The organism is Acetobacterium sp., assembly GCF_041752335.1.
In the GTDB taxonomy this organism is placed as follows: Bacteria; Bacillota; Clostridia; order Eubacteriales; family Eubacteriaceae; genus Acetobacterium.
Window position 1 is genome coordinate 13,269 of sequence record NZ_JBGSHG010000127.1, and the last position, 20,302, is coordinate 33,570.

A 20,302-nucleotide genomic window follows, 5' to 3' on the forward strand; every position below is an offset into this window, starting at 1 on the left:
TATATCATTGACTTTGGGAGCGGATAATAACCGCCCCACAAACCATAAATATGCTTTATATTATTCTACAGATTTTCGATAATCTTTTGTCCCATTTCAACGGTACCGACCAAAGTCATGCCGGCTGAGAAGATATCACCGGTGCGGTAGCCCTGAGCCAGGGTTTTTTGAACGGCAGCTTCGATGGCATCGGCTTCGGCAATCAGATCCAGGGAGTAACGCAGCATCATCGCCACCGATACAATAGTAGCAATGGGGTTAGCTTTGTTCTGGTTAGCAATATCGGGGGCTGAACCATGAATCGGTTCAAACATCCCGAATTTACCGTCGGCCATACTGGCTGATGGCAGCATTCCAATGGAACCGGTGATCATGCTCGCTTCATCAGATAAGATATCGCCGAACAGGTTGCCGGTAACGATAACGTCAAACTGTTTGGGGTTGATAACCAGTTGCATCGCAGCGTTATCGACATATAAGTGGTTTAGTTCGACCTCAGGATAGTCTTTGGCTACTTCTTCCACACAGCTTCGCCAAAACCGGGAAACTTCCAGGACGTTGGCTTTATCCACGTTAGTCACTTTTTTATCGCGCTTCATGGCAATTTCAAAGGCTTTTTTGGCAATCCGTAATACTTCTGGCCGGGTGTATTTCATAATATCCCAGGCCGCAAAATCGCCGTCCCGGCCTTTTTCGCCGAAATAAACATCTCCGGTCAACTCCCGTACCACCATAATATCCAGGCCATCGCCGATGATTTCTGGTTTTAGCGGACAGGCAGCTTTCAGTTCTTCATAAAGAATGGCTGGTCGCAGATTAGCATACAGGCCCAGGCTTTTTCTTAAACCTAGCAGACCGGCTTCTGGTCGTTTATTACCGGGTAGATTGTCCCATTTAGGTCCGCCCAGAGCGCCGAGTAAAACGGCATCGCTGGCCAGACAGGTATCCACGGTTTCCTGAGGCAACGGGTTGTCACAGGCATCAATGGCGGCACCGCCGGCCAATACTTCGGTATAATCAAAGGTATGATTGAATTTTTCGGCAATTTTATCTAAAACCTTGATACTGGCCCCGACAATTTCAGGGCCGATTCCGTCTCCGGGAATTACGGCTATTTTATAATTCATACGTTCTCCTCGTTATGTTTCAATATTTTGTTGATGACATGGATTTTTCGGGCGGTTGATAATAACCTGGGGGGCAGACCCCCGTCCCGACAAACCATAAGATATTTTGCATTGATTTTATTTATTGCTCCCGTTCCTCATCGTTTAACAGTTTGTATTCGATGGAATCGATCAGAGCGATCAAGCTGGCTTCGATAATATCAGTGGAAACTCCGACATTAGTCCAGATGTCCACGCCGTCTGAGCTTTCAATCAGCACCCGAACTTTGGAGGCGGTGGCTGATTTGGAATCGATGACTCGGACCTTAAAATCGGTGAGGCGCACCTCGCTAATTTTGGGATAAAAGACTTCTAACGCTTTTCTGAGCGCCTTATCTAATGCATTAACCGGGCCATCCCCTTCGGCGGCATTGATTTCTGATTGGCCGTCGACGTTGATTTTTACCACCGCAGAAGAACTGAGGGCTTCCTTGGTGTGGGTTTGTTCGCCAATGGTTTTAAAATCTTCCAGGGTGAAAAATGGCTTGTGCATCCCCAGCTCCTTGCGGATCAGGAGTTTGACGCTACTTTCGGCCCCTTCAAACTGATAGCCCTGGTATTCCAGTTCTTTGATACGATCCATCACCCGGGTGGTTTCGTCTGATTTTTTGGTGAGACTTGGATCGACCTCGTTGATCAGCTGAATAATAGTACTGCGGCCGGAAACCTCAGACATTAGAATCCGGCGTTCATTTCCTACCGCTTCCGGCGATACATGCTCAAAAGAGGCCGGGTTTTTCATGACGGCGTCGATATGCATGCCACCCTTGTGAGCAAATGCAGATTTTCCGACAAAGGGTTCGCGGCCAGTAAGGGCATAATTGGAAATCTCAGCGATCCGAATCGCTGAGGATGTGAGTTTTTTAAGCTCCGCATCAGCCAGACAATGGAACCCCATTTTCAACTGTAAATTAGGGATGATGGTGGCCAGATTGGCATTTCCGCAGCGTTCGCCATAGCCCAGAAAGGTTCCCTGAACCTGACGAACCCCGGCGTGAACGGCCATCAGTGAATTGGCCACCGCCAGGCCGCTGTCATTATGGCAATGGATCCCCAGTGGAATCCGTAATTGCTGGCGCACATCGGTGACGATTTTGAGAATTTCATAGGGCAGAGTGCCGCCATTGGTGTCACAAAGAGCCAGACAATCGGCTCCGCCTTCCTGGGCGGCCAGCAGGGCTTCGATGGCATAGGCCGGATCGTTTTTATAGCCATCAAAGAAATGTTCGGCATCAAAGGTTACATCTTTTCCCTGGGCTTTGAGATATGCCATCGTTTCTTCGATCATTTTTAAATTCTCAGCCAGGGTGGTTTTGATGATATCAGTGATGTGGAAGGTCCAGCTTTTTCCAAAAATTGCTACCCCCGGAGTCTCTGTTTCCAGAATGGCCTTTAAATTGGCATCATCCTCAACGGCAATACCGCCCCGTCGGGTGCTGCCAAAGGCAACCAGCTTGGCATGTTTAAGGTGGATGCCTTTAATGCGATTGAAAAACTCGATGTCTTTTGGGTTGGAGCCGGGGTTTCCGGCTTCAATATAGTCAATCCCCATTTTATCCAGGGTTTCGACCACGCGGATTTTGTCTTCCACTGAGAAGGATATTCCTTCTGCCTGAGCCCCATCTCTGAGGGTTGAATCAAAGACTAATATTTTTTCTGACATTTCAATTTCCCCTTATCACGATTTTTTACTTGCTTGTTCCTGGTTTTCTTTACTTTGACTATCATTTATATAAAGCATCTGGTTCACGGCGTCAACATAAGCTTTCAAGCTGGCATCGATAATGTCGGTGCTTAACCCCCGGCCATGATACACATGGATGCCGTCGGATATTTTTACCTGCGCTTCTCCTTGGGCATCGGTACCATCGGTGACGGCAGTAACCCCATAATCAATCAGGGTCAGATCACAGTCAACTAATTCGCTGATGGCTTTGAACCCGGCGCTGATCGGTCCGTCTGCCAAGGATACGCCTTCGATGAGATCGCCGTTTTTACGTAACCTGATGGTGGCGGCCGTAGAAATGGTATTACCGGTACTGATAACAAATCGATCAAGAGAATAAACTTCAGGAATGGCCAATTGTTTTTGTTCGACCAGCGCCAGAATGTCTTTATCGGAGATGACTTTTTTCTTATCGGCCAGAACCTTGAACTGATTAAATAAATCCAGTACCTCTTCATCGCTTAAAGTATAACCAAGGGACGTCAGTTTATCCACAAAGGCATGCTTACCGGAGTGTTTACCCAGGACCATTTTGTTTTCTTTTAGGCCGATCGATTCCGGCGTCATAATTTCATAGGTTTCCTTGTTGGCCATCATCCCGTGCTGATGGATACCCGATTCATGAGCAAAAGCATTTTCGCCAACAATGGCTTTATTAGGCTGTACCCGAACTCCTGTTAACTTGGACAACAAACGACTGGAGCGATAGATTTGAGTGGTGTCGATATTTGTATCCACCTGGTAAACATCATAGCGGGTTTTAAGTGCCATAACGATTTCTTCCAGAGCGGCATTTCCCGCCCGTTCGCCGATGCCGTTAACCGTACATTCCACTTGACCGGCGCCGGCCTGAATGGCTGCCAACGAGTTGGCCACCCCCAGCCCCAGATCATCATGAACATGAACGGAAATGGTGGCCTTATCGATGTTCGGCACGTTGTTGCGGATGCCTTCAATGAATTTAAAATATTCACCGGGGGTGGTATAGCCCACCGTGTCCGGGACGTTAACAATGGTAACCCCTTGATTGATAACCCCTTCCAGCACCTGATATAAGAATTCTGGTCGGGTCCGAGAGGCGTCCTCAGCTGAAAATTCGACTTCGCCGCAAAGGTTTCTGGCAAATTTTGCCATCGCAATGGCCTTTTCCAGCACTGCTTCCGGTGACATCCGCAGCTTGTACTCCATGTGAATGTCCGAGGTTGCCAAAAAATAATGAATTCGGGGATTAACAGCACCTTTTAAGGCTTCATAGGCGGTGGTAATATCTTTTTCGGTACTGCGGGCCAGGCTGGCGACAGTGGCATTTTTTATTTCGTTGGCAACCAGTTGAACCGACTCAAAATCACCAGGAGATGCAATGGCAAATCCGGCTTCAATGACGTCAATTCTAAGGCGTTCGAGTTGTTTCGCCATCTCTAATTTTTCTTTCAGGTTCATACTGCAACCTGGTGACTGTTCCCCATCTCGAAGGGTGGTATCAAATATTTTTACTATTCTGCTCATTGCATCTCCTCCTAATTATTTTGTTTTGATGTTATTATATTTGTTTTTGTGTTTTAAAAAAAGGCAGAAGGTCTTCTGCCTTTTTTTGAATCTGCTTTTTTGAAATGCTTATTTTTTAATCCAGGACATCATGGTTCGTAATTCTGCGCCAACTTTTTCAACCTGAGTTTCAGTTTCAATCCGTCTGACAGCATTGAAGTATGGTCGGTTAGCCTGGTTTTCAAGGATCCAGTTACGGGCAAATGTACCATTCTGAATATCATTAAGAACATCCTTCATGGCTTTTTTGGTATCTTCAGTAATAATTTTGCTGCCGGTGATATAATCACCGTATTCGGCTGTGTCACTGATAGAATAACGCATGTAGCCTAATCCGCCCTGAACGACTAAATCGATGATCAGCTTCATTTCGTGGACACATTCAAAATATGCGCTTTCTGGTTGGTATCCAGCTTCTACCAATGTATCAAAACCAGCTTTCATCAATGCTGTTACCCCACCGCAAAGAACCGCTTGTTCACCGAATAAATCGGTTTCGGTTTCTTCTTTAAAAGTTGTTTCAAGGATGCCGGCACGGCCGCCGCCGATTCCGGAAGCATAAGCTAATCCCAGATCATGGGTATTGCCTGTTGGATCCTGGTAAACGGCAATCAGACAGGGAACCCCTCGGCCTTCCTGATATTGACTTCTGACAGTGTGTCCTGGTCCCTTTGGAGCGATCATAAAGACATTGACGTCAGCTGGTGGAATGATCTGACCGTAATGAATATTGAAACCATGGGCAAAGACCAGGCTGTTGCCTGCTTCAAGGTTTGGTAAAATACTTTCTTTGTAGATTGCTGCCTGTTTTTCATCAGGTAGAAGAATCATAACGATATCCGCTGCTTTTGTGGCATCAGCCGCAGTCATAACTTTTAAGCCGGCTTCTTCAGCGATTGGCCAGGATTTACTTCCTTCATAAAGACCAACAATAACATTCACACCTGATTCTTTCAAGTTCAGTGCATGGGCATGCCCCTGACTTCCATATCCAATAATTGCAACTGTTCTTCCATCGAGTAACCCCAGATTACAATCTGCGTCATAAAATAATTTTGCCATTTTTTAATTTCCTCCTTGAAATGTTTTGATAATTTAATTTTCTACTTATATAAATTCACTTGATGTGACCATTATATACCCACTTTGCCGTATACGCACCTAAAAAAATCCGCCTCTGTAAAAAAACAGAGGCGGATATAAGTATCCACGGTACCACTCTAAAATTCGAAACAATCTCACAATTATTCCCTCTTCTGGTCTGATCGCAGTGCGAACCTAACCATAGTCATTTAACGTTGACATCCCGGATGGGATCACGGCCTTCCCTACTAATTGGGTAAATTTTCAGGTTGGCAGCTCGCAAGTGAGTATTACATACCATCATATTATTGGAATTACACCATCCTCCAACTCTCTTAAATACAATTTTTGGTATCTTTCTCTTGGTCATAGCAGTTATTTTATTTGATTATCTTTTAATTAGAACTTTTGTATTTCAGTCATTATATCTATTTATTTTGCCTTTGTCAATCACAAAATATCTAAGAAACCATGATATCGGTTTCTGGTTTGAACCTTTATAGAGCCAACCCTTAAACCTCTGTGATTTCGTATTCTTTATTACCAAGACCCAGCTTGACGGCATGATCAACGCAGACCTCCCAGTTTGTATCCGGGTGAACCAGAGTGAATACATCCATGTCTGAAAGATCCTGAACCTCATTTTCAATAATCCGTTCCTCGGCACAACTGCCCCTCAGAATCCGGGCCCTGTTGCAGGCATCCACACAGGCCATGTCCAGCGCAACCGGATCGATCGATGCAAAAATACCGACATCCTGAATAATCGGCAGATCGTTTTCCACATGGCAGTCACAGTTAGGTGAAACATCGATAACAAAGCTGATATGGAAATGAGGACGACCATCGATGACGGCCTTGGTATATTCGGCGATTTTTTTATTGAGGACATCATTGCTTTCATCGTATTTAGGCGAGATGGCATCAAAGGGACAGACCCCAATACAGCGGCCACAGCCGACACAGAGATCATCTTTTATCCGGGCCTTGCCATCCTCCACCCGATAAGAAATGGCCCCAAAGGCACAGATCTTGCCACACATCTTACAGCTCCGGCACTTCTTTTCTTTGACAAAGGGCTTGCTGTTAGAATGCATTTCCATTTTTCCCCGCCGGGAACCACAGCCCATGCCGATGTTTTTCAGGACGCCACCAAAGCCGGTATTTTCATGACCTTTGAAATGAGTCATGGAGATAAAGACATCGGCGTCCATAATGGCCCGGCCGATTTTAGCCGAAGCGATACATTCGCCACCTTCCAGAGGCACCTCAATGTCATCGGTACCCTTCAGACCATCGCCAATAATCACGTGGCATCCGGTGGCGAAGGGGTTATAACCATTTTCGTAGGCCGCGTCCAGATGCTCCAGAGCATCTTTTCTCCGTCCCACATAAAGGGTATTGCAATCGGTCAAAAAAGGTTTCCCGCCTTTTTCTTTGACCATTTCCACGATTACCTTGGAGTAATTCGGTCTGAGATAGGCCAGATTTCCCGGTTCGCCGAGATGGATCTTTATGGCTGCAAATTTATTTTCAAAATCAATATCAGTCATTCCGGCGACGGTGACCAGTTTTTCCAGCTTTTTTAAAATATTATTGGAACCCGTTGTTCGTAAGGTTGTAAAATAGACCTTTGATTTGTTACTCATCTTTATTTCTCCTTTTCTTGAAAAAATCTTTCAGTAAATCTTCACATTCTTGTTCACCGATCCCGGCATAGATTTCCATCTGCTTGGGAAGCATGGGGTGTTGTCCCAGATGGGCTGTGGATTCCACCCCCCCGAATTTCTTTTCGGCGGCACCATAAACCAGCAATGGGATTCGGGCCTGAATAATGGCCCCCATACACATCACACAGGGTTCAGCGGTGACATAAAGCTGACAGTCGTTCAACCGCCATCGTCCCAGTTTTTCTGCCGCTGCCCGAATCACCAGCATTTCAGCGTGGGCGGTAGGATCCGCCAGGCTTTCTTTTTGATTATGGGCCCGGGCGATGATATTACCATCACAAACCAGCACCGCCCCAATCGGAACCTCGCCCCGGGTGGCCCCTTCTTTTGCTGTTTCAATGGCCAGGGCCATGAACTCCTGCAGGTTGTTTTTTTTTTTGATAAGGTCTTACCTCCTTTTATTGAGTCATGGTGGTTACTTGTCAACCGTATCGTTTGTTAAACAGCGGCGTTTGTGGGCGGGTAGTACCCGCCCGCAAACGTTAATCTTATGTCAAGAGTAGCTCATAAACCATTATTCACAAAATCAGAAACTAAAAACTGATCGAAATAGCAATCCCAATCCCAATGGCCATAGCCAGTTCGGGGATTAGTGGCTGACTGCTTTTGGGCCGGTTGAACCGGCTGGGGATTGGGCCCCGGTTGGGGCGCTGTTCCGGCAGTGACATTGGGGGTGTTGATAGCCGTCATAAAACGTTCGTTACCGACGTTCTGCAGATAGCTGATAAAGGCTTCGTCACAGGCCGAATACTCATTGATGATAGCAGCGTCCCGTAACCCCGGGTAGTCACTGCTGGTCGCCAGATAATTATTGCCGGCGATGGTATAGATCCGGTTGGGATCCAGATCTGCCACTCCGACCTGGGCCGAAAAAATCCGCTCACCAACTGGTTTTGATAAATCATACTGGGCGGTAACGCCACTCCACTGGAGATAACTACCACTATTGCTGGGCCAGGAGTTGTCATTTTTATCATTGGCAATCTGGTTGTTGATGCCGATTTCGACGCTGGTTTCCAGCATTTTCTTAATATCCGCTCCGGAAACTGACTTGGTCACCAGATAATTTCCAAAGGGCAGCACGTCGATAACCTGACCCTTGTTGATCTCTCCAGCCGGAATCTGAGCCCGGATTCCCCCGGCATTTTCAGCGGCAATATCAGCGCCGGTGACAAACCGATAACTGTCGGACAGAGCTCGACCCAGATTCAATTCACCCAGCCGGACATCCTGCCAGATATTGTCGGTGCTGCCGCCCAGTTTTACCGGGGTATTCCCGACCACTTCTTTTTTTATCGGATCTTCCCGAACTTCGATTTCCGCCGTCAGGGCCGCCACTGACGGGTCCGCCGGAATGACATCATCGGTAGCCTGGGCTACGGTTGTCAAGGTTTCTGTTTTATTCACAACCATATAAGAGACTTCTGCCACTGCCGCCACTATTCCAGCTTCTTCCAGCGGAATTTCTGGTTCAATAATTTCTGCTGTTGTTAATACATTCGCTGCTGTTTCTTCGGCTGGTACTGCTTCATTAATTTTAGCTTCCGGAATTTCAATCCGGGCTGCCAGTGCTACTGCTTTTTGCAGGGTGATCTCGACCACCCCCACCGCACTGGAATAACAGCCCGTCTGAACAATCAGGGTGTCGTTGACTTCCCGGTTTTCTACATCATGGGTATGGCCGTCCACAATTACATCAATTCCCGGTGCGCCCTGGGCGATGGCATCGCTGCGCATTAATGTCCCATTATCCGAATCCCCAATATGGGTCAGCGCCACAATTACATCGCACCCCTGGGCTTCCAGAACCGCCACTGATTGCTGGGCGGTAGCAATCACCGACTCCCGGGTGCCAAAGGTCAGTCCGGCGACATTGGCGGGGGCCGTATCCCCATAAATATCCGGGCTGATCAGTCCAAATACGCCGATTTTTACGACCTCGCCGTCCACCACAATTTCTTTGATTAAATAATCGTCATTAAAAAAAGAATTTCCGGATTCGCTGTAGGTCACATTATTTCCCAGGATTTTAGTGTTGGCCATGGTTCCCAATTCCAGCAGTCGCGAGCTCCCATAATTAAAATCGTGATTCCCGGGAGCAATGGCATCAAAACCCACCGCCGCCATCAGTTCAGCAATCGAGCCGCCGGTTTCGATGGTGGCAAAGGACTGCCCATGAAAAATATCCCCAGCGTCCACGGTTAAATCAGGACTTTCCTGAGTGATGATGGTCTTGAGCTTGGCATAGCCGATGGTGTTATTTTTGGCACTGTAGCTATAACGAGAATGGGTGTCGTTAGTGTGAATGATCTTAAGGGTAATGGTCTGATCATCATTGACCGTTGCCGCAAAGGCCATCGATCCCCACCATCCCGTTACCATCAGCACTATCAGCAATAAACCAAGAACTTTATTAATCTTTTTCATCACAACTCCTTTTGCTAACCTGCGGTTATTTTATCTTCATTATATATTCTTTTGGGAGGATATCAAAGTAATAAAATCAATTTATTAAAATCAATTTATTAAAAACAAATTAACGCAGTAAAAACCAATCAGAAAACTCAATAAAAAAACTGCTTCAGGATTTTCGCCCGAAACAGTTTATGTTTGTGTTATTGTCAGTCTAAAACCAGCGGCTTATTGCAGGGCCGGTTTGCCGGTATAACGCAATAGCGCTTTACAAATCGCTGTGGTGAGAATTCCCGCCACAATCGCTTCAGGAATACCGTTGATGGCAATCACTGACAGAATGACGCCGTACAAAGTCGATAATGCCACATTTTTAGCTTCAGCATAGCTTTGTCCAAAAAACAGATAAATAAAGTTCATCACCAACAGGGTATTAGTCAATGAACCCGCAACTCCAGCAATGGTTAATGCCAACACGTCATTGTTATTTACTTTCTTCATACCCTTAAAAACATAATGGGGCACTACGCCGACCAGAATTCGGGGTACAAAACAGATCACCAGACTCCAGAAATTACCGGAATAGGTTCCCAGGGAATAGAAGGGGGTGAACACAAATGAAGTCACCGTAGGATTAAAGGTATTGTTGATTAAGCTGGTCAGTCCAAAAACAAATCCCAGAAAAGCACCGTAGAATGGTCCCAAAATAATACTGCCGATAATTACCGGAATATGAATAATGGTAGCCCGGGTGAATCCCAAGGGAATATAGCCAAGAAACGGTGTAACTGCCAACAAGACGATAATCGCCACAAAAAAGGATAGTTTGACCAACTCGTTGGTCTTTGTATTTTTCATTTTAACCTCCCGCTATCGTTCCAGTCACGCCGGATACAATGCACCTATATTTTATCGCCTTTTTAATTTAATTTCAATAAGAAAATTCAATAAAAACTTATATTTACTCCTGCCCCCCGGGTTTGGTATAATGATTATGAAAATTAATGAAAACAACTGGAAAAGGAAAGCCAATGAAAAATCTATTAAAAAATAAAACCGTTGTTCTGGGTATTACCGGAAGCATCGCCGCCTATAAAATGGCCAGTGTGGCCAGTAGTCTTGCCAAAATGGGCTGCGATGTTCAAGTTATTATGACCAAAAACGCCCAGGAATTTATTGCCCCCCTTGTCTTTGAGAGTTTAACCGGCAACAAGTGTATTGTTGATACCTTTGACCGCAATATCTCTTATGATGTGGCCCATATCAGTCTGGCTAAACGAGCGGATCTTTTTATGGTGGCACCGGCTTCGGCTAATGTCATCGGCAAAATCAATGCCGGAATTGCCGACGATATGCTCACCACCACCATCATGGCCTGCCACTGTCCCAAGCTGATCGCGCCGGCCATGAATACCGCCATGTACGAAAACCCGATTGTCCAAAACAATCTAACAAGCCTGAAAAAGCTGGGTTACAAGATCATCGATCCAGCGGTGGGGATGCTGGCCTGTAAGGATGTCGGCACCGGCAAACTTCCCGATGAGGAGCTGCTGATTAATCATATCCTCCGGGAAATTGCCTTTTTTCATGATCTCAGCGGAAAAAGAATCATGATTACCGCCGGTCCCACCTGCGAAGCCATCGATCCAGTCCGCTATATTACCAATCATTCCAGCGGTAAAATGGGTTATGCCCTGGCCCAGGCTGCCATGCTCCGGGGTGCTGACGTGACCCTGATCAGCGGAAAAACCGCTTTGAACCCGCCGGCCTTTGTTAATCTTGTCCCGGTCGTATCGGCCAGCGACATGTGTTCCGAGGTCATGGATCATTTTGAAGCAACCGATATCGTCATTAAAGCCGCTGCTGTTGCCGATTTCAAACCGACAGCAGTTGCCTCTGAGAAAATAAAAAAACGCGATGGACGGCCAGTTATTAGCCTGACACCGACTATTGATATTTTAAAGACTATAGGTGAAAAGAAGCGATCAGATCAGTTTGTCTGCGGTTTTTCGATGGAAACTGAAAATATGATCGCAAACACCAAAGAAAAGCTTTATTTTAAAAATGCGAACATGATGGTGGCCAACAATTTAAAGGAAAAAGGAGCCGGTTTTAACACCCCAACCAATCGGGTGACCATTATTACCCTGGAAAAAACCGAGGCCCTGCCCCTTTTATCTAAGGAAGCGGTGGCTCATCGGATTCTTGATGCGATCCTGGATGAACTGTAATGACCGTTAACCAACTCAGTCATGTTGCCATGGAAATGGGGGTTATCCTCCTTTCCAATGGTGCTGAAACCTATCGGGTGGAAGAATCCATGCATCGGATCTGTATTGCCCTTGGTGCCAGGGAGGCTGAAATTTTTGTTGTACCGACCACTATCATCCTCTCTGTCACCCTGGAAGGGAAGGTCCCACTGACCCGAACCCGACGGATTCATTCCCGCAAAATTGATTTGACCAAGGTATCGGAAATTAATCATTTATCCCGTCATATCTGCTTTGAACCCACCAACTACAAAGACCTACTGGCAGAAATCAGACGTATCGATACCATCCCCTCTTATCCTTACTATCTTCATGTTTTAGCTTTCGCCTTTATTTCCCAGATGTTCACTCTGTTTTTTGGAGGAAGCCTGGTCGATAGCTGCGTCGGATTTATGATCGGAGTGGGCATTAAGCTACAAATGGATATTATGGCTCGCTTTGAAGCTAACGTTTTTTTCACCCATATTGTCGGTGGCTTAATCGCCTCCACGGTTGCGGTAACTGCGGCAGGTCTGGGGCTGAGCACCAATATGAATACTATTATTATCGGCTCAATTATGACACTGGTACCCGGGCTGGCAATTACCAATTCGATCCGGGACATCATTGCCGGGGATTATCTTTCCGGTCTGGCCAAGGGCGTTGAGGCACTGCTCATCGGCGCGGCCATTGCCGCCGGGGTGGCTGTGCCCCTGAGTTTATTGCGACCATTCTGGGGAGGTTGAAGCCATGAATTATATCACACCCTGTCTCTATGCTTTTGGGGCATCGCTGGCCTTTGCGATCGTGTTTAACATCCCCCGGAACAAGCTGCTCCTTGCTGCCCTGGGGGGAATGTTGGGACAATTAGTTTATGTACTTTTTCAACTGGTGATTTCCAATGAGGTCATTCTCTATCTGCTGGCAACCATTGCGATCTCCCTTTATGCCGAGGTGCTGGCCCGTTTAACCAAGTCGCCTACTACCATTTATCTGGCGGTGGCTCTAATTCCGCTGGTGCCAGGCGGCGGCATCTACTATACGATGCTCTATTTTATCAATGGCGAGATTGATCTGGGGATCTCCACCGGCATTCACACCCTGCTGATCTCCGGAGCGCTGGCGGTGGGCATTATTATGGTCTCATCCACTGTCAATCTGGTCCGTAAGGTGATGCTAAAAAGCAAAAAACGAATAGGAAAGAAGTTTAAATATGGCAAAAACACTTAATTTAGTTCTTGTTTTTGTTGCGCTGGCTGGTTTGATTGTGATAATTTGGGGATCTTTTTTTTCCAGGCCGGAGGATACTATTGTACTGGCTGATTATACCGCTTTCGAGTCCGCCCCGTTAGCGCCGATCAGCCCGCTTTCCCGGGAAACCCTGAACTGCCAGGCCTTTATCGGCAATCAGCTGACCTCTCCCGATGGAGGCATTTATACCAATTATCAGAACACTGCCCAAACCGGAGACTTATCGGCCGGTCATGAAGTTCTTTCTGAATCGATGGGATTATTATTGGAGTATGCCCGCTTAAGCGGGGACCAACAGCTTTTTAACGAAACCGCTGACTATATCCTGGCTCATCTGATCGTTGATGATATTTTGTTGTGGCGTATTGTTGAAAACAGCGATCCGATCACCGATGTTTCGGCCACCATTGACGATCTGCGGATTTATCAGAGCCTGGCTCTTGCTAAAGATCAATGGCCGCTTAATGAATCGGCGACGAAAATTTTTGTGACTCTCGAAAATCAATTGCCGACCAGAGGATTTCAGTCCGGTTACCTGGTCAGTTACTACAGCGCCGCCAGTCCCACCCAGGATAACACCGTGGAAGTGGCCTATATCAACCTCTTGGCCATCCAGACTCTGGCAGCCGCAAAACCCGAAATCGCCACAGCCGTCGAAACAAATCAGCAAATTCTGCTGGGCAGCTTTATTGGTGAAACCCTGCCCCTCTATCATAAAAGCTATGATCCGCAAAAGCGAACCTATGCCGATGGCGACGGAAAAATAAACATTCTCGACAGCCTGATGGCGATTCAGAATCTGGCGCAAGCTGGAATCTATTCCCCACAATCGATTGACTGGCTGGAAGAAAAGACCGCTAGTGGCACCCTCTATTCTTATTATGATCCCCACACCGGAGCCGCCCTGGATAACCAGGAATCTTCAGCAGCCTACGGCATGGTCGCTCAGATTGGTGCGGCGCTGGGAAATGAATTTTTAACCGGCAACGCCCTGACCCAACTGAAAAAGCATCAGAATGCAGATTCCCAGAGCCCATTCTACGGCGGTTTCGGCTATAACAACAATGCCTATTCCTACGATAACCTGCAGGCCCTGCTGGGACTGGTTTATAACAAGTGATCGCTCGTGCGAGCTTTCCAACCTGGAAGAAAGTGAGTAACCATGAAAAAAATCAAAATTATGATTCTTTTTGGAACCCGGCCGGAGGCCATCAAAATGGCGCCGCTGGTGATTGCTTTAAAAAATGATCCCCGTTTCCAGACGCTGGTCACCCTGACTGCCCAGCACCGGGAAATGCTGGATCAGGTGCTGGCGCTTTTTTCCATCACCGCAGATTATGATCTGAACCTGATGAAACCCGGCCAAACCCTTTCCTATCTCACCACCAGTATTCTCAACGAACTGAAACCAATATTGGCAGCCGAGGCCCCGGATATGATTCTCGTTCATGGCGATACCACCACCGCTTTTGCTGCCGCCCTGTCGGCTTTTTATGAACAGATCCCGATTGGCCATGTCGAAGCTGGCCTGCGGACTAAAAATAAGTACTCCCCCTACCCGGAGGAAATGAACCGAACCCTTATCAGCCAACTGGGTGATCTGCATTTTTCACCCACCCTCGGCAATCGGGATAATCTTCTCCGTGAAGATATTCCCGAAACCCAAATTGTCATTACCGGCAATACCGTCATCGATGCCTTACTCATGACCGTTAAGGACGACTACCATTTTGAAAATCCGCTCCTCAACACCATCGACTACAAAAACAAGCGGGTAATTTTATTAACCTCCCACCGCCGGGAAAATATCGGCGAACCGATGGAACAGATCTTCTCAGCTATCCGGGTGCTAGTTCTGGCTAATCCGGAAGTGGAGGTGGTCTTTCCGATGCATCCCAATCCGCTGATTGCCGAAACAGCCCTGCCGCTGCTCGCTGATCTTGACCGGGTTCATATTCTGGCACCCCTGGATTACGGCGAAATGTCCAACCTGATGGGTCGCGCCTATCTGGTGCTCACCGATTCCGGAGGCATTCAGGAGGAAGCCCCGGCGCTGGGCAAGCCAGTCGTGGTGCTGCGCCACGAAACCGAACGGCCCGAAGCCGTCGCTGCCGGAACCGTTGTGATGGGCGGCGTTGATAAAAACGACATTATCAGAATCACCCAGCAGTTGCTGGACGACCCCGACGCCTACCAAACCATGGCCCATGCCGTTAACCCCTATGGCGATGGTAAAACTTCCCAGCGCATCTGTACGGCCATCGCTAAATATTTTAACTTATAAGAAAAGACCAGGATTTGTGTGCCAAAGCACTATAAATCCTGGTCTTTTTTACCGCTCATGAAACTATTTCAGACCTAACCGACATCGTATTCCATTTCTTTTCGGGCTTTTTCAATAAATTCCAGCGGCGAAACTGCTTCCCCCGATTTACAGTCATCACAATGGAACACTCCGATTTTGAGATCAATTTCCACCTCATAAGGCGCCGTGATAGTATAAAATTCTTCGCTTTTCATGTGACTCCTGATCCGGTTTTCGACAATTTTTGTTCCGGCCGTATCGGTGATTAAAAACAGGCCAAAGGTAATATCCTCTTTTTCGACCAGATAGAGGGTATCTTCTGCCCGCAGACTGCGATGCATCACCTCCGTCATCTGACGGATAAACAGGGGCAACCGCTCTTCTCCCAAAATTCGTTTGATTTCTTTATAATGCCTGAATTTGATCATCATCAATGATAACTCAATCTGTCCCCGTTTTGACATGCCGATGAAAATTTTAGCATCGCTGATCAGGGTTCGGAAATTTCGCAGCCCGGTATCTGGATCGACGGTAGACAAACTGACATTTTCATCTTCCAGCTCTTTAACCCGATTCTGCAGCGCCCTATTTCTACCGGTCATCAAGCTGACCACATAGGTGAACAATGGCAGCAGCACAATCCAGAAATAAGAGGATGCCGTCAGGGGTTCGCCATTGACCAGCACCAGAAAAATGGTGTAGGAAATATAGAAAAAAATCACGATCCCATTGGTAACCAGACCCAGGGTTATATTACTGAAATACGTAATCAGGATAACCAGGAAGGTAACATTCAACATCACTAAATTCTGAATATAGTGAGCCGAATCCTGGGCGGTAAAGGTAATCGTGACAAAGGTTAAGACCAGAAAGAAAACAATCCCCAGATCGGATAAAACCTGATCCCGATTTTTCATTTTCGCCATCCTCCCTTCCTGATTTCAATCCCATGCTTGCGAGCCACCATGACCAGCCCCACTACTATCAGAATCAGCACCATAATGCTGACGACCAGAAAAATCTGGGCTTCCTGACTCACGGCAATTTGCTGTGCCACTGCAATGGTGGGATTTTTCGGTGCTTTAAAGCGATAGGTCAGCACCTTGCCATTGGTGTCTGCCAAAGCCACATCGCCTGACAGTCTGCCCAGGTTTTTCATTTCACCGAGGTTATTGCTGATCGCCACCAGACCCGTCTGATCAGGTGCCACAACCATCAGACTGGCCCGGCCCGGTTTACTGTAGAGGGAATCCAGAAGCTGGGCCGAACCGAGGGTTTTACCATAGGCCGGATCGATTGCCAGCTTTTCATTGGACAAGAAGCTGATTCCGTCTTCGCTAAACTGGAAATACAGCTTATCGTTATTGCTTTTGATAAAGCTGTTATTGTCATAGGTTCCCACTGCAATAATATTGGCGTAAAGCGCGGTCTCATTCATTTCCTCGGGATGAAGCACGGATATTTCCCCGGTATTCCCTTTGGTATAGCGTCCCATCACCCGAAACATCTTGGCCAGCAGGTTAGTGGTTTCACCATCCAACTGATCCGGCACCACCAGGCTCACCGCGTTGAAACTATAATCAGTGACAAAGGGGGCGGGATAGTTTTCAAAAATCAGATCCTGATTGGCGACGGAGTTGATTTTTAACATCGTACTGGGGGTGAGGTATGCCCAGGGCATATCGCCCTGCCGTAAACTACACCAGAGATCCTTGATTTCCAGATCAAAGGTCACCTTCACCTGAAATGAACCGCCGATATCAATATCGGTGGGAATCGGGATAGTGGCCTCATCGCCCCCGGCCATATGCTGTGAAAGCTTTCGGCTGCCGACGGGAATATCATTAATATAAACCGTCATCAATGACCGGTCAAAGTCGAGGTTTTCCGAATACCGGTAATTGAGATAGAATTCGCTGGCATTGGTCAGACTGCGATTGGACGGATAATTGATGGTAAATTCTTTGACCTGATGAAAGGCTCCTTTGTAATTGGCGCCCTCCGAACCGGCGAAACTGATATAGGATTCAGCTTCATACACTTGGGTTTTGATGTCTGCGGTTTTTCCCAGTTGCTTGGTGGTGGACTGCAATTGATTCATCAAGGCCGGGTTTCCCAACATCCGACCGGCATTGATTAGAGCCACATCGTTTTTAGCAGTAATGATCAGGGTATTGGTTTTGGTTCCTTCATTGGTCAGAACCAATAGGGCATCCTCGTCATTGATGCCATGCTGGTCAGCCAGACTGCGGTAATTATCAGGAAGCTGATCGTAGCTGGCGATGACGATTCTGTTCGCTGGCAGATTTGCAGCTGGATCACTGAAGGTCAGAATCGGAAAATATCCATCAGGATAAATGGTCTGATTGGATATCCCAGAGATTCCCAACAGCGCTGCACTTAGTTCCGCCGGATCGTCAGCGTCTGAAATAATAAACGCCGATTCCCCATATCTCAGGGCATCCACTTCAAAAAAACGATTATAGAAGGAATCAATACTGGTGGTAAAAGCGTTTTTGTCGAACCTTACCGAAAGATTTGATTCTTTGAAAATATCCAGCCAGTTGGCCTCACTGACATCATCGACACAGGGCAGGGCATTCTGGGTCCGCATGTAGCCGTCGATTCTGATATTATTGTAGCCCTGCTGGAGTGACTCCAGTGGCACATAGATATCAAGACCATGACGGTTGCCGGAATTATCAGCCGGGCGCAGCGAATAAAAATAGGTCCCATTAATCGCCACCGTCAGACTGGACAGCTGCGTGTCGGCCAATTGAGTGGCCCGGTATTCCAGATGCAGCAGCACCGATTCGACATCCCAGTCTTTGGCAATCCAGAAGGTTTGTTCTGTTGTTGAAAACAGCCCCTTCATCGAATGATCAGTAAAATTAGTAACAAAGGTCTGGGGCGCCGCCCGCACTTCCGACTGGGGTACCCCGCCATAGTTAGCCGCACCAACCGGCTGAATCAACATCGTCAGCAACGAACTCAGTAAAATTATCATGATCGTTAATCGTTTCATTTTCTCCTCCTTTTCGGTCGTGTCAGCCCTGGAAGCGCTCAGTTTTGTACCATTTGCTGTCCTGCTTTTTAATGCGGTCTTTAAGATACTGAAAAACCCCGTATACGGTTACGATGATCCACATTTGGCAATAAGTGAAATACATCAGGGCGATGATAAAAAAATTACTAACAGTCATCTCCCCTTTTTCGGTGGTCAGCGCGATAAACACGCCTAAAATAAACATTATGAAGGCAGTAAACCAGAGCAGATTGCTGAATCCCTGGATGGTCGTGGATACCAGCCCGGCCATATTCATAAAGAAAATAACATCCGATACCACCAGTGCCGTCAGGAGTAAAAAATAGGTGGATAAGAAATAGAAAATATCAAAACGGATTTTCCTGGCATCCCTATCAACCAGATAGCCGATATTTTTAATCAGCACATAAACATTGCCCTTGACCCAACGGGTTCGCTGTCTGAACCAGACTCCCAGGGTTTGGGGTTCCTGTTCCCAGGTTACTGCCTTGGGCTGGAATTTAATTTTATAGCCCATCAGATAGATCCGGAAGCTGATTTCGGTATCTTCAGCCACGGCCTTTTCATCCCATCCGCCAATGGCCTCGATGATGGTCCGTCGCAGAATGAAATTTGTTCCCGGAATGGTGCATAGCTTCATCAACTGCCACCGGCCGGCCTGGGCCATCCACTGAAACGACAGCGTTTCGATATTGATAAAGCGGGTCAGCAGATTGACCTCCTTATTCCGGGTCCGGAATTTTCCGATCACCGCTCCCAGCGAATCATCAGCCTTCAGTTCGGCGGCCAGATAGCTCAGCGCCTTGTGTTCCGGGGTATTATCGGCATCGTAGATGGCAACAAACTCGCCTTTGGCCTGCTGATAGCCAATATTCAGAGCATTTGATTTGCCCTTACCACCGGTAATATTATCGGTATTGATGACAGTCAGGTTACGGCCGGGGTTAGTATCCTGAATTTCTTTGAGCAGCTCGGCACTGTTATCCGATGAGTTATCATTGATTACAATAATTTCGTAACGATCCCAGGGATAGTCAAAAGCCAGCAGCGCCGCCACCGTTTTGACAATAACCACCCCTTCATTATGGGCCGGGACCATGATTGAAACAAAGGGATGTTCGCCAATTATTTCCGGCGGCGGCTCCTTTTCCACCTTCAGATAATAAACATATCCGGCCACAATCAAGACAATGTTCACAAATAAGAGACTCCAGATTAAAAAGATGTTGATCAGCATTAAATAATCAAACACATTCATGGGGTGTTGTCCTCCTGATCCGGTAAATTTTTGACCTGCTCATTTTTTTCTTCATTGCTGACTACTTTTCTGAACTTGTTCAGATATACCCGGCGACTAAAAATGACGATAACGATAAAAAGTAAAATGATGATCCCGACCACCGTCAGCAGAAAGGTGTTGCCAGCCGCAAATATTTTTTCCAGACTATATTCCGGCGGTTTTTGATAGCGATAATCGGCTTCGATGGGTTCTTCATCATAGCTCAGCGAAACCGGAAGGCCATTGACCCGAATTCCCGAAGCACTGCTGGCGATGGTATTCTGGCCAATGGTCCAATAATTATCGAGTCGCTTATAATCTGTCAGCGTAAGCCACTTATTATTAATAATCCCCAGCTGGGCAGCCAGCGCCGCTTCATTTGCCGGCAGCGGCATAATAATGGTGGTATTAATGGGATAATTGCCAAAGTTGCGATTCTGGCTGCTGGTACCGGCAATCGTTTCAAGACTGATTCCCAGGCTGGCCCAACGCAGCGCCCAGGTTTCTTTG

At 47.0% G+C, this 20,302-nt stretch carries 17 protein-coding genes; 5 read left to right on the plus strand and 12 right to left on the minus strand.

Annotated features, from left to right (window positions below; genetic code table 11):
* Positions 1 to 65: 65 nt before the first annotated feature.
* The 8 genes from leuB to ACEW8F_RS15945 all read right to left on the minus strand — a co-directional run bounded on the left by leuB (position 66) and on the right by ACEW8F_RS15945 (position 10,520).
* Positions 66 to 1,127 carry a 3-isopropylmalate dehydrogenase gene (leuB, locus tag ACEW8F_RS15910; RefSeq protein ID WP_373484449.1) on the minus strand — a complete coding sequence of 354 codons (1,062 nt, stop codon included), beginning with the start codon at positions 1,125 to 1,127 and terminating at the stop codon, positions 66 to 68.
* A gap of 121 nt (positions 1,128 to 1,248) precedes the next feature.
* Entirely contained in the window at positions 1,249 to 2,829 is a 1,581-nt protein-coding gene (gene cimA / locus ACEW8F_RS15915; RefSeq protein WP_373484450.1) for a citramalate synthase, read from the minus strand.
* A gap of 15 nt (positions 2,830 to 2,844) precedes the next feature.
* Positions 2,845 to 4,398 carry a 2-isopropylmalate synthase gene (locus ACEW8F_RS15920; protein WP_373484451.1) on the minus strand — a complete coding sequence of 518 codons (1,554 nt, stop codon included), beginning with the start codon at positions 4,396 to 4,398 and terminating at the stop codon, positions 2,845 to 2,847.
* 108 nt (positions 4,399 to 4,506) lie between these two features.
* On the minus strand, positions 4,507 to 5,499 hold the full coding sequence (gene ilvC / locus ACEW8F_RS15925; protein ID WP_373484452.1) for a ketol-acid reductoisomerase: 993 nt from the start codon (positions 5,497 to 5,499) through the stop codon (positions 4,507 to 4,509).
* 533 nt (positions 5,500 to 6,032) lie between these two features.
* Positions 6,033 to 7,169: a DUF362 domain-containing protein gene (locus tag ACEW8F_RS15930; RefSeq protein WP_373484453.1), complete on the minus strand. Its 1,137-nt coding sequence runs from the start codon at positions 7,167 to 7,169 to the stop codon at positions 6,033 to 6,035.
* Entirely contained in the window at positions 7,162 to 7,632 is a 471-nt protein-coding gene (locus ACEW8F_RS15935) for a nucleoside deaminase (protein WP_373484465.1), read from the minus strand. The genes ACEW8F_RS15930 and ACEW8F_RS15935 overlap by 8 nt, the downstream gene beginning before the upstream one ends.
* 122 nt (positions 7,633 to 7,754) lie before the next feature.
* Positions 7,755 to 9,677, minus strand: a complete 1,923-nt coding sequence (locus ACEW8F_RS15940; RefSeq protein WP_373484454.1) for a bifunctional UDP-sugar hydrolase/5'-nucleotidase — start codon at positions 9,675 to 9,677, stop codon at positions 7,755 to 7,757.
* Positions 9,678 to 9,890: 213 nt separating this feature from the next.
* Positions 9,891 to 10,520 carry an ECF transporter S component gene (locus ACEW8F_RS15945; protein ID WP_373484455.1) on the minus strand — a complete coding sequence of 210 codons (630 nt, stop codon included), beginning with the start codon at positions 10,518 to 10,520 and terminating at the stop codon, positions 9,891 to 9,893.
* Positions 10,521 to 10,693: 173 nt separating this feature from the next.
* On the opposite strand from ACEW8F_RS15945, the gene coaBC reads away from it, so the two are divergent.
* From coaBC to wecB, 5 genes are read left to right on the plus strand one after another with little or no spacing between them, the layout of a single operon-like run.
* Complete coding sequence (gene coaBC, locus ACEW8F_RS15950) at positions 10,694 to 11,893, plus strand: bifunctional phosphopantothenoylcysteine decarboxylase/phosphopantothenate--cysteine ligase CoaBC (RefSeq protein WP_373484456.1); 1,200 nt, start codon at positions 10,694 to 10,696, stop codon at positions 11,891 to 11,893.
* Positions 11,893 to 12,657, plus strand: a complete 765-nt coding sequence (locus tag ACEW8F_RS15955) for a threonine/serine exporter family protein (protein WP_373484457.1) — start codon at positions 11,893 to 11,895, stop codon at positions 12,655 to 12,657. The genes coaBC and ACEW8F_RS15955 overlap by 1 nt, the downstream gene beginning before the upstream one ends.
* Before the next feature lie 4 nt (positions 12,658 to 12,661).
* A complete protein-coding gene (locus ACEW8F_RS15960; protein WP_373484458.1) occupies positions 12,662 to 13,141 on the plus strand; it encodes a threonine/serine exporter family protein in 480 nt (159 codons plus the stop codon).
* Complete coding sequence (locus tag ACEW8F_RS15965; RefSeq protein WP_373484459.1) at positions 13,125 to 14,282, plus strand: hypothetical protein; 1,158 nt, start codon at positions 13,125 to 13,127, stop codon at positions 14,280 to 14,282. The genes ACEW8F_RS15960 and ACEW8F_RS15965 overlap by 17 nt, the downstream gene beginning before the upstream one ends.
* A gap of 42 nt (positions 14,283 to 14,324) precedes the next feature.
* On the plus strand, positions 14,325 to 15,446 hold the full coding sequence (gene wecB / locus ACEW8F_RS15970; RefSeq protein WP_373484460.1) for a non-hydrolyzing UDP-N-acetylglucosamine 2-epimerase: 1,122 nt from the start codon (positions 14,325 to 14,327) through the stop codon (positions 15,444 to 15,446).
* 74 nt (positions 15,447 to 15,520) lie between these two features.
* Here wecB and ACEW8F_RS15975 read toward each other — a convergent pair whose 3' ends face one another.
* The 4 genes from ACEW8F_RS15975 to ACEW8F_RS15990 all read right to left on the minus strand — a co-directional run.
* Positions 15,521 to 16,393: a GGDEF domain-containing protein gene (locus ACEW8F_RS15975; protein ID WP_373484461.1), complete on the minus strand. Its 873-nt coding sequence runs from the start codon at positions 16,391 to 16,393 to the stop codon at positions 15,521 to 15,523.
* Positions 16,381 to 18,492, minus strand: a complete 2,112-nt coding sequence (locus ACEW8F_RS15980) for a cellulose biosynthesis cyclic di-GMP-binding regulatory protein BcsB (protein ID WP_373484462.1) — start codon at positions 18,490 to 18,492, stop codon at positions 16,381 to 16,383. The genes ACEW8F_RS15975 and ACEW8F_RS15980 overlap by 13 nt, the downstream gene beginning before the upstream one ends.
* A gap of 22 nt (positions 18,493 to 18,514) precedes the next feature.
* Complete coding sequence (locus ACEW8F_RS15985) at positions 18,515 to 19,771, minus strand: glycosyltransferase (protein ID WP_373484463.1); 1,257 nt, start codon at positions 19,769 to 19,771, stop codon at positions 18,515 to 18,517.
* Positions 19,768 to 20,302: hypothetical protein (locus ACEW8F_RS15990; protein ID WP_373484464.1), on the minus strand; the 535-nt coding region annotated here is incomplete at its 5' end. The genes ACEW8F_RS15985 and ACEW8F_RS15990, both read right to left, overlap by 4 nt.

Bases quoted from the DNA above. Each gene is read 5' to 3' on its own strand.
- leuB (WP_373484449.1), bottom strand. From the start codon at position 1,127: ATGAATTATAAAATAGCCGTAATTCCCGGAGACGGAATCGGCCCTGAA.
- cimA (WP_373484450.1), bottom strand. From the start codon at position 2,829: ATGTCAGAAAAAATATTAGTCTTTGATTCAACCCTCAGAGATGGGGCT.
- ACEW8F_RS15920 (WP_373484451.1), bottom strand. From the start codon at position 4,398: ATGAGCAGAATAGTAAAAATATTTGATACCACCCTTCGAGATGGGGAA.
- ilvC (WP_373484452.1), bottom strand. From the start codon at position 5,499: ATGGCAAAATTATTTTATGACGCAGATTGTAATCTGGGGTTACTCGAT.
- ACEW8F_RS15930 (WP_373484453.1), bottom strand. From the start codon at position 7,169: ATGAGTAACAAATCAAAGGTCTATTTTACAACCTTACGAACAACGGGT.
- ACEW8F_RS15940 (WP_373484454.1), bottom strand. From the start codon at position 9,677: ATGAAAAAGATTAATAAAGTTCTTGGTTTATTGCTGATAGTGCTGATG.
- ACEW8F_RS15945 (WP_373484455.1), bottom strand. From the start codon at position 10,520: ATGAAAAATACAAAGACCAACGAGTTGGTCAAACTATCCTTTTTTGTG.
- coaBC (WP_373484456.1), top strand. From the start codon at position 10,694: ATGAAAAATCTATTAAAAAATAAAACCGTTGTTCTGGGTATTACCGGA.
- ACEW8F_RS15955 (WP_373484457.1), top strand. From the start codon at position 11,893: ATGACCGTTAACCAACTCAGTCATGTTGCCATGGAAATGGGGGTTATC.
- ACEW8F_RS15960 (WP_373484458.1), top strand. From the start codon at position 12,662: ATGAATTATATCACACCCTGTCTCTATGCTTTTGGGGCATCGCTGGCC.
- ACEW8F_RS15965 (WP_373484459.1), top strand. From the start codon at position 13,125: ATGGCAAAAACACTTAATTTAGTTCTTGTTTTTGTTGCGCTGGCTGGT.
- wecB (WP_373484460.1), top strand. From the start codon at position 14,325: ATGAAAAAAATCAAAATTATGATTCTTTTTGGAACCCGGCCGGAGGCC.
- ACEW8F_RS15975 (WP_373484461.1), bottom strand. From the start codon at position 16,393: ATGGCGAAAATGAAAAATCGGGATCAGGTTTTATCCGATCTGGGGATT.
- ACEW8F_RS15980 (WP_373484462.1), bottom strand. From the start codon at position 18,492: ATGAAACGATTAACGATCATGATAATTTTACTGAGTTCGTTGCTGACG.
- ACEW8F_RS15985 (WP_373484463.1), bottom strand. From the start codon at position 19,771: ATGAATGTGTTTGATTATTTAATGCTGATCAACATCTTTTTAATCTGG.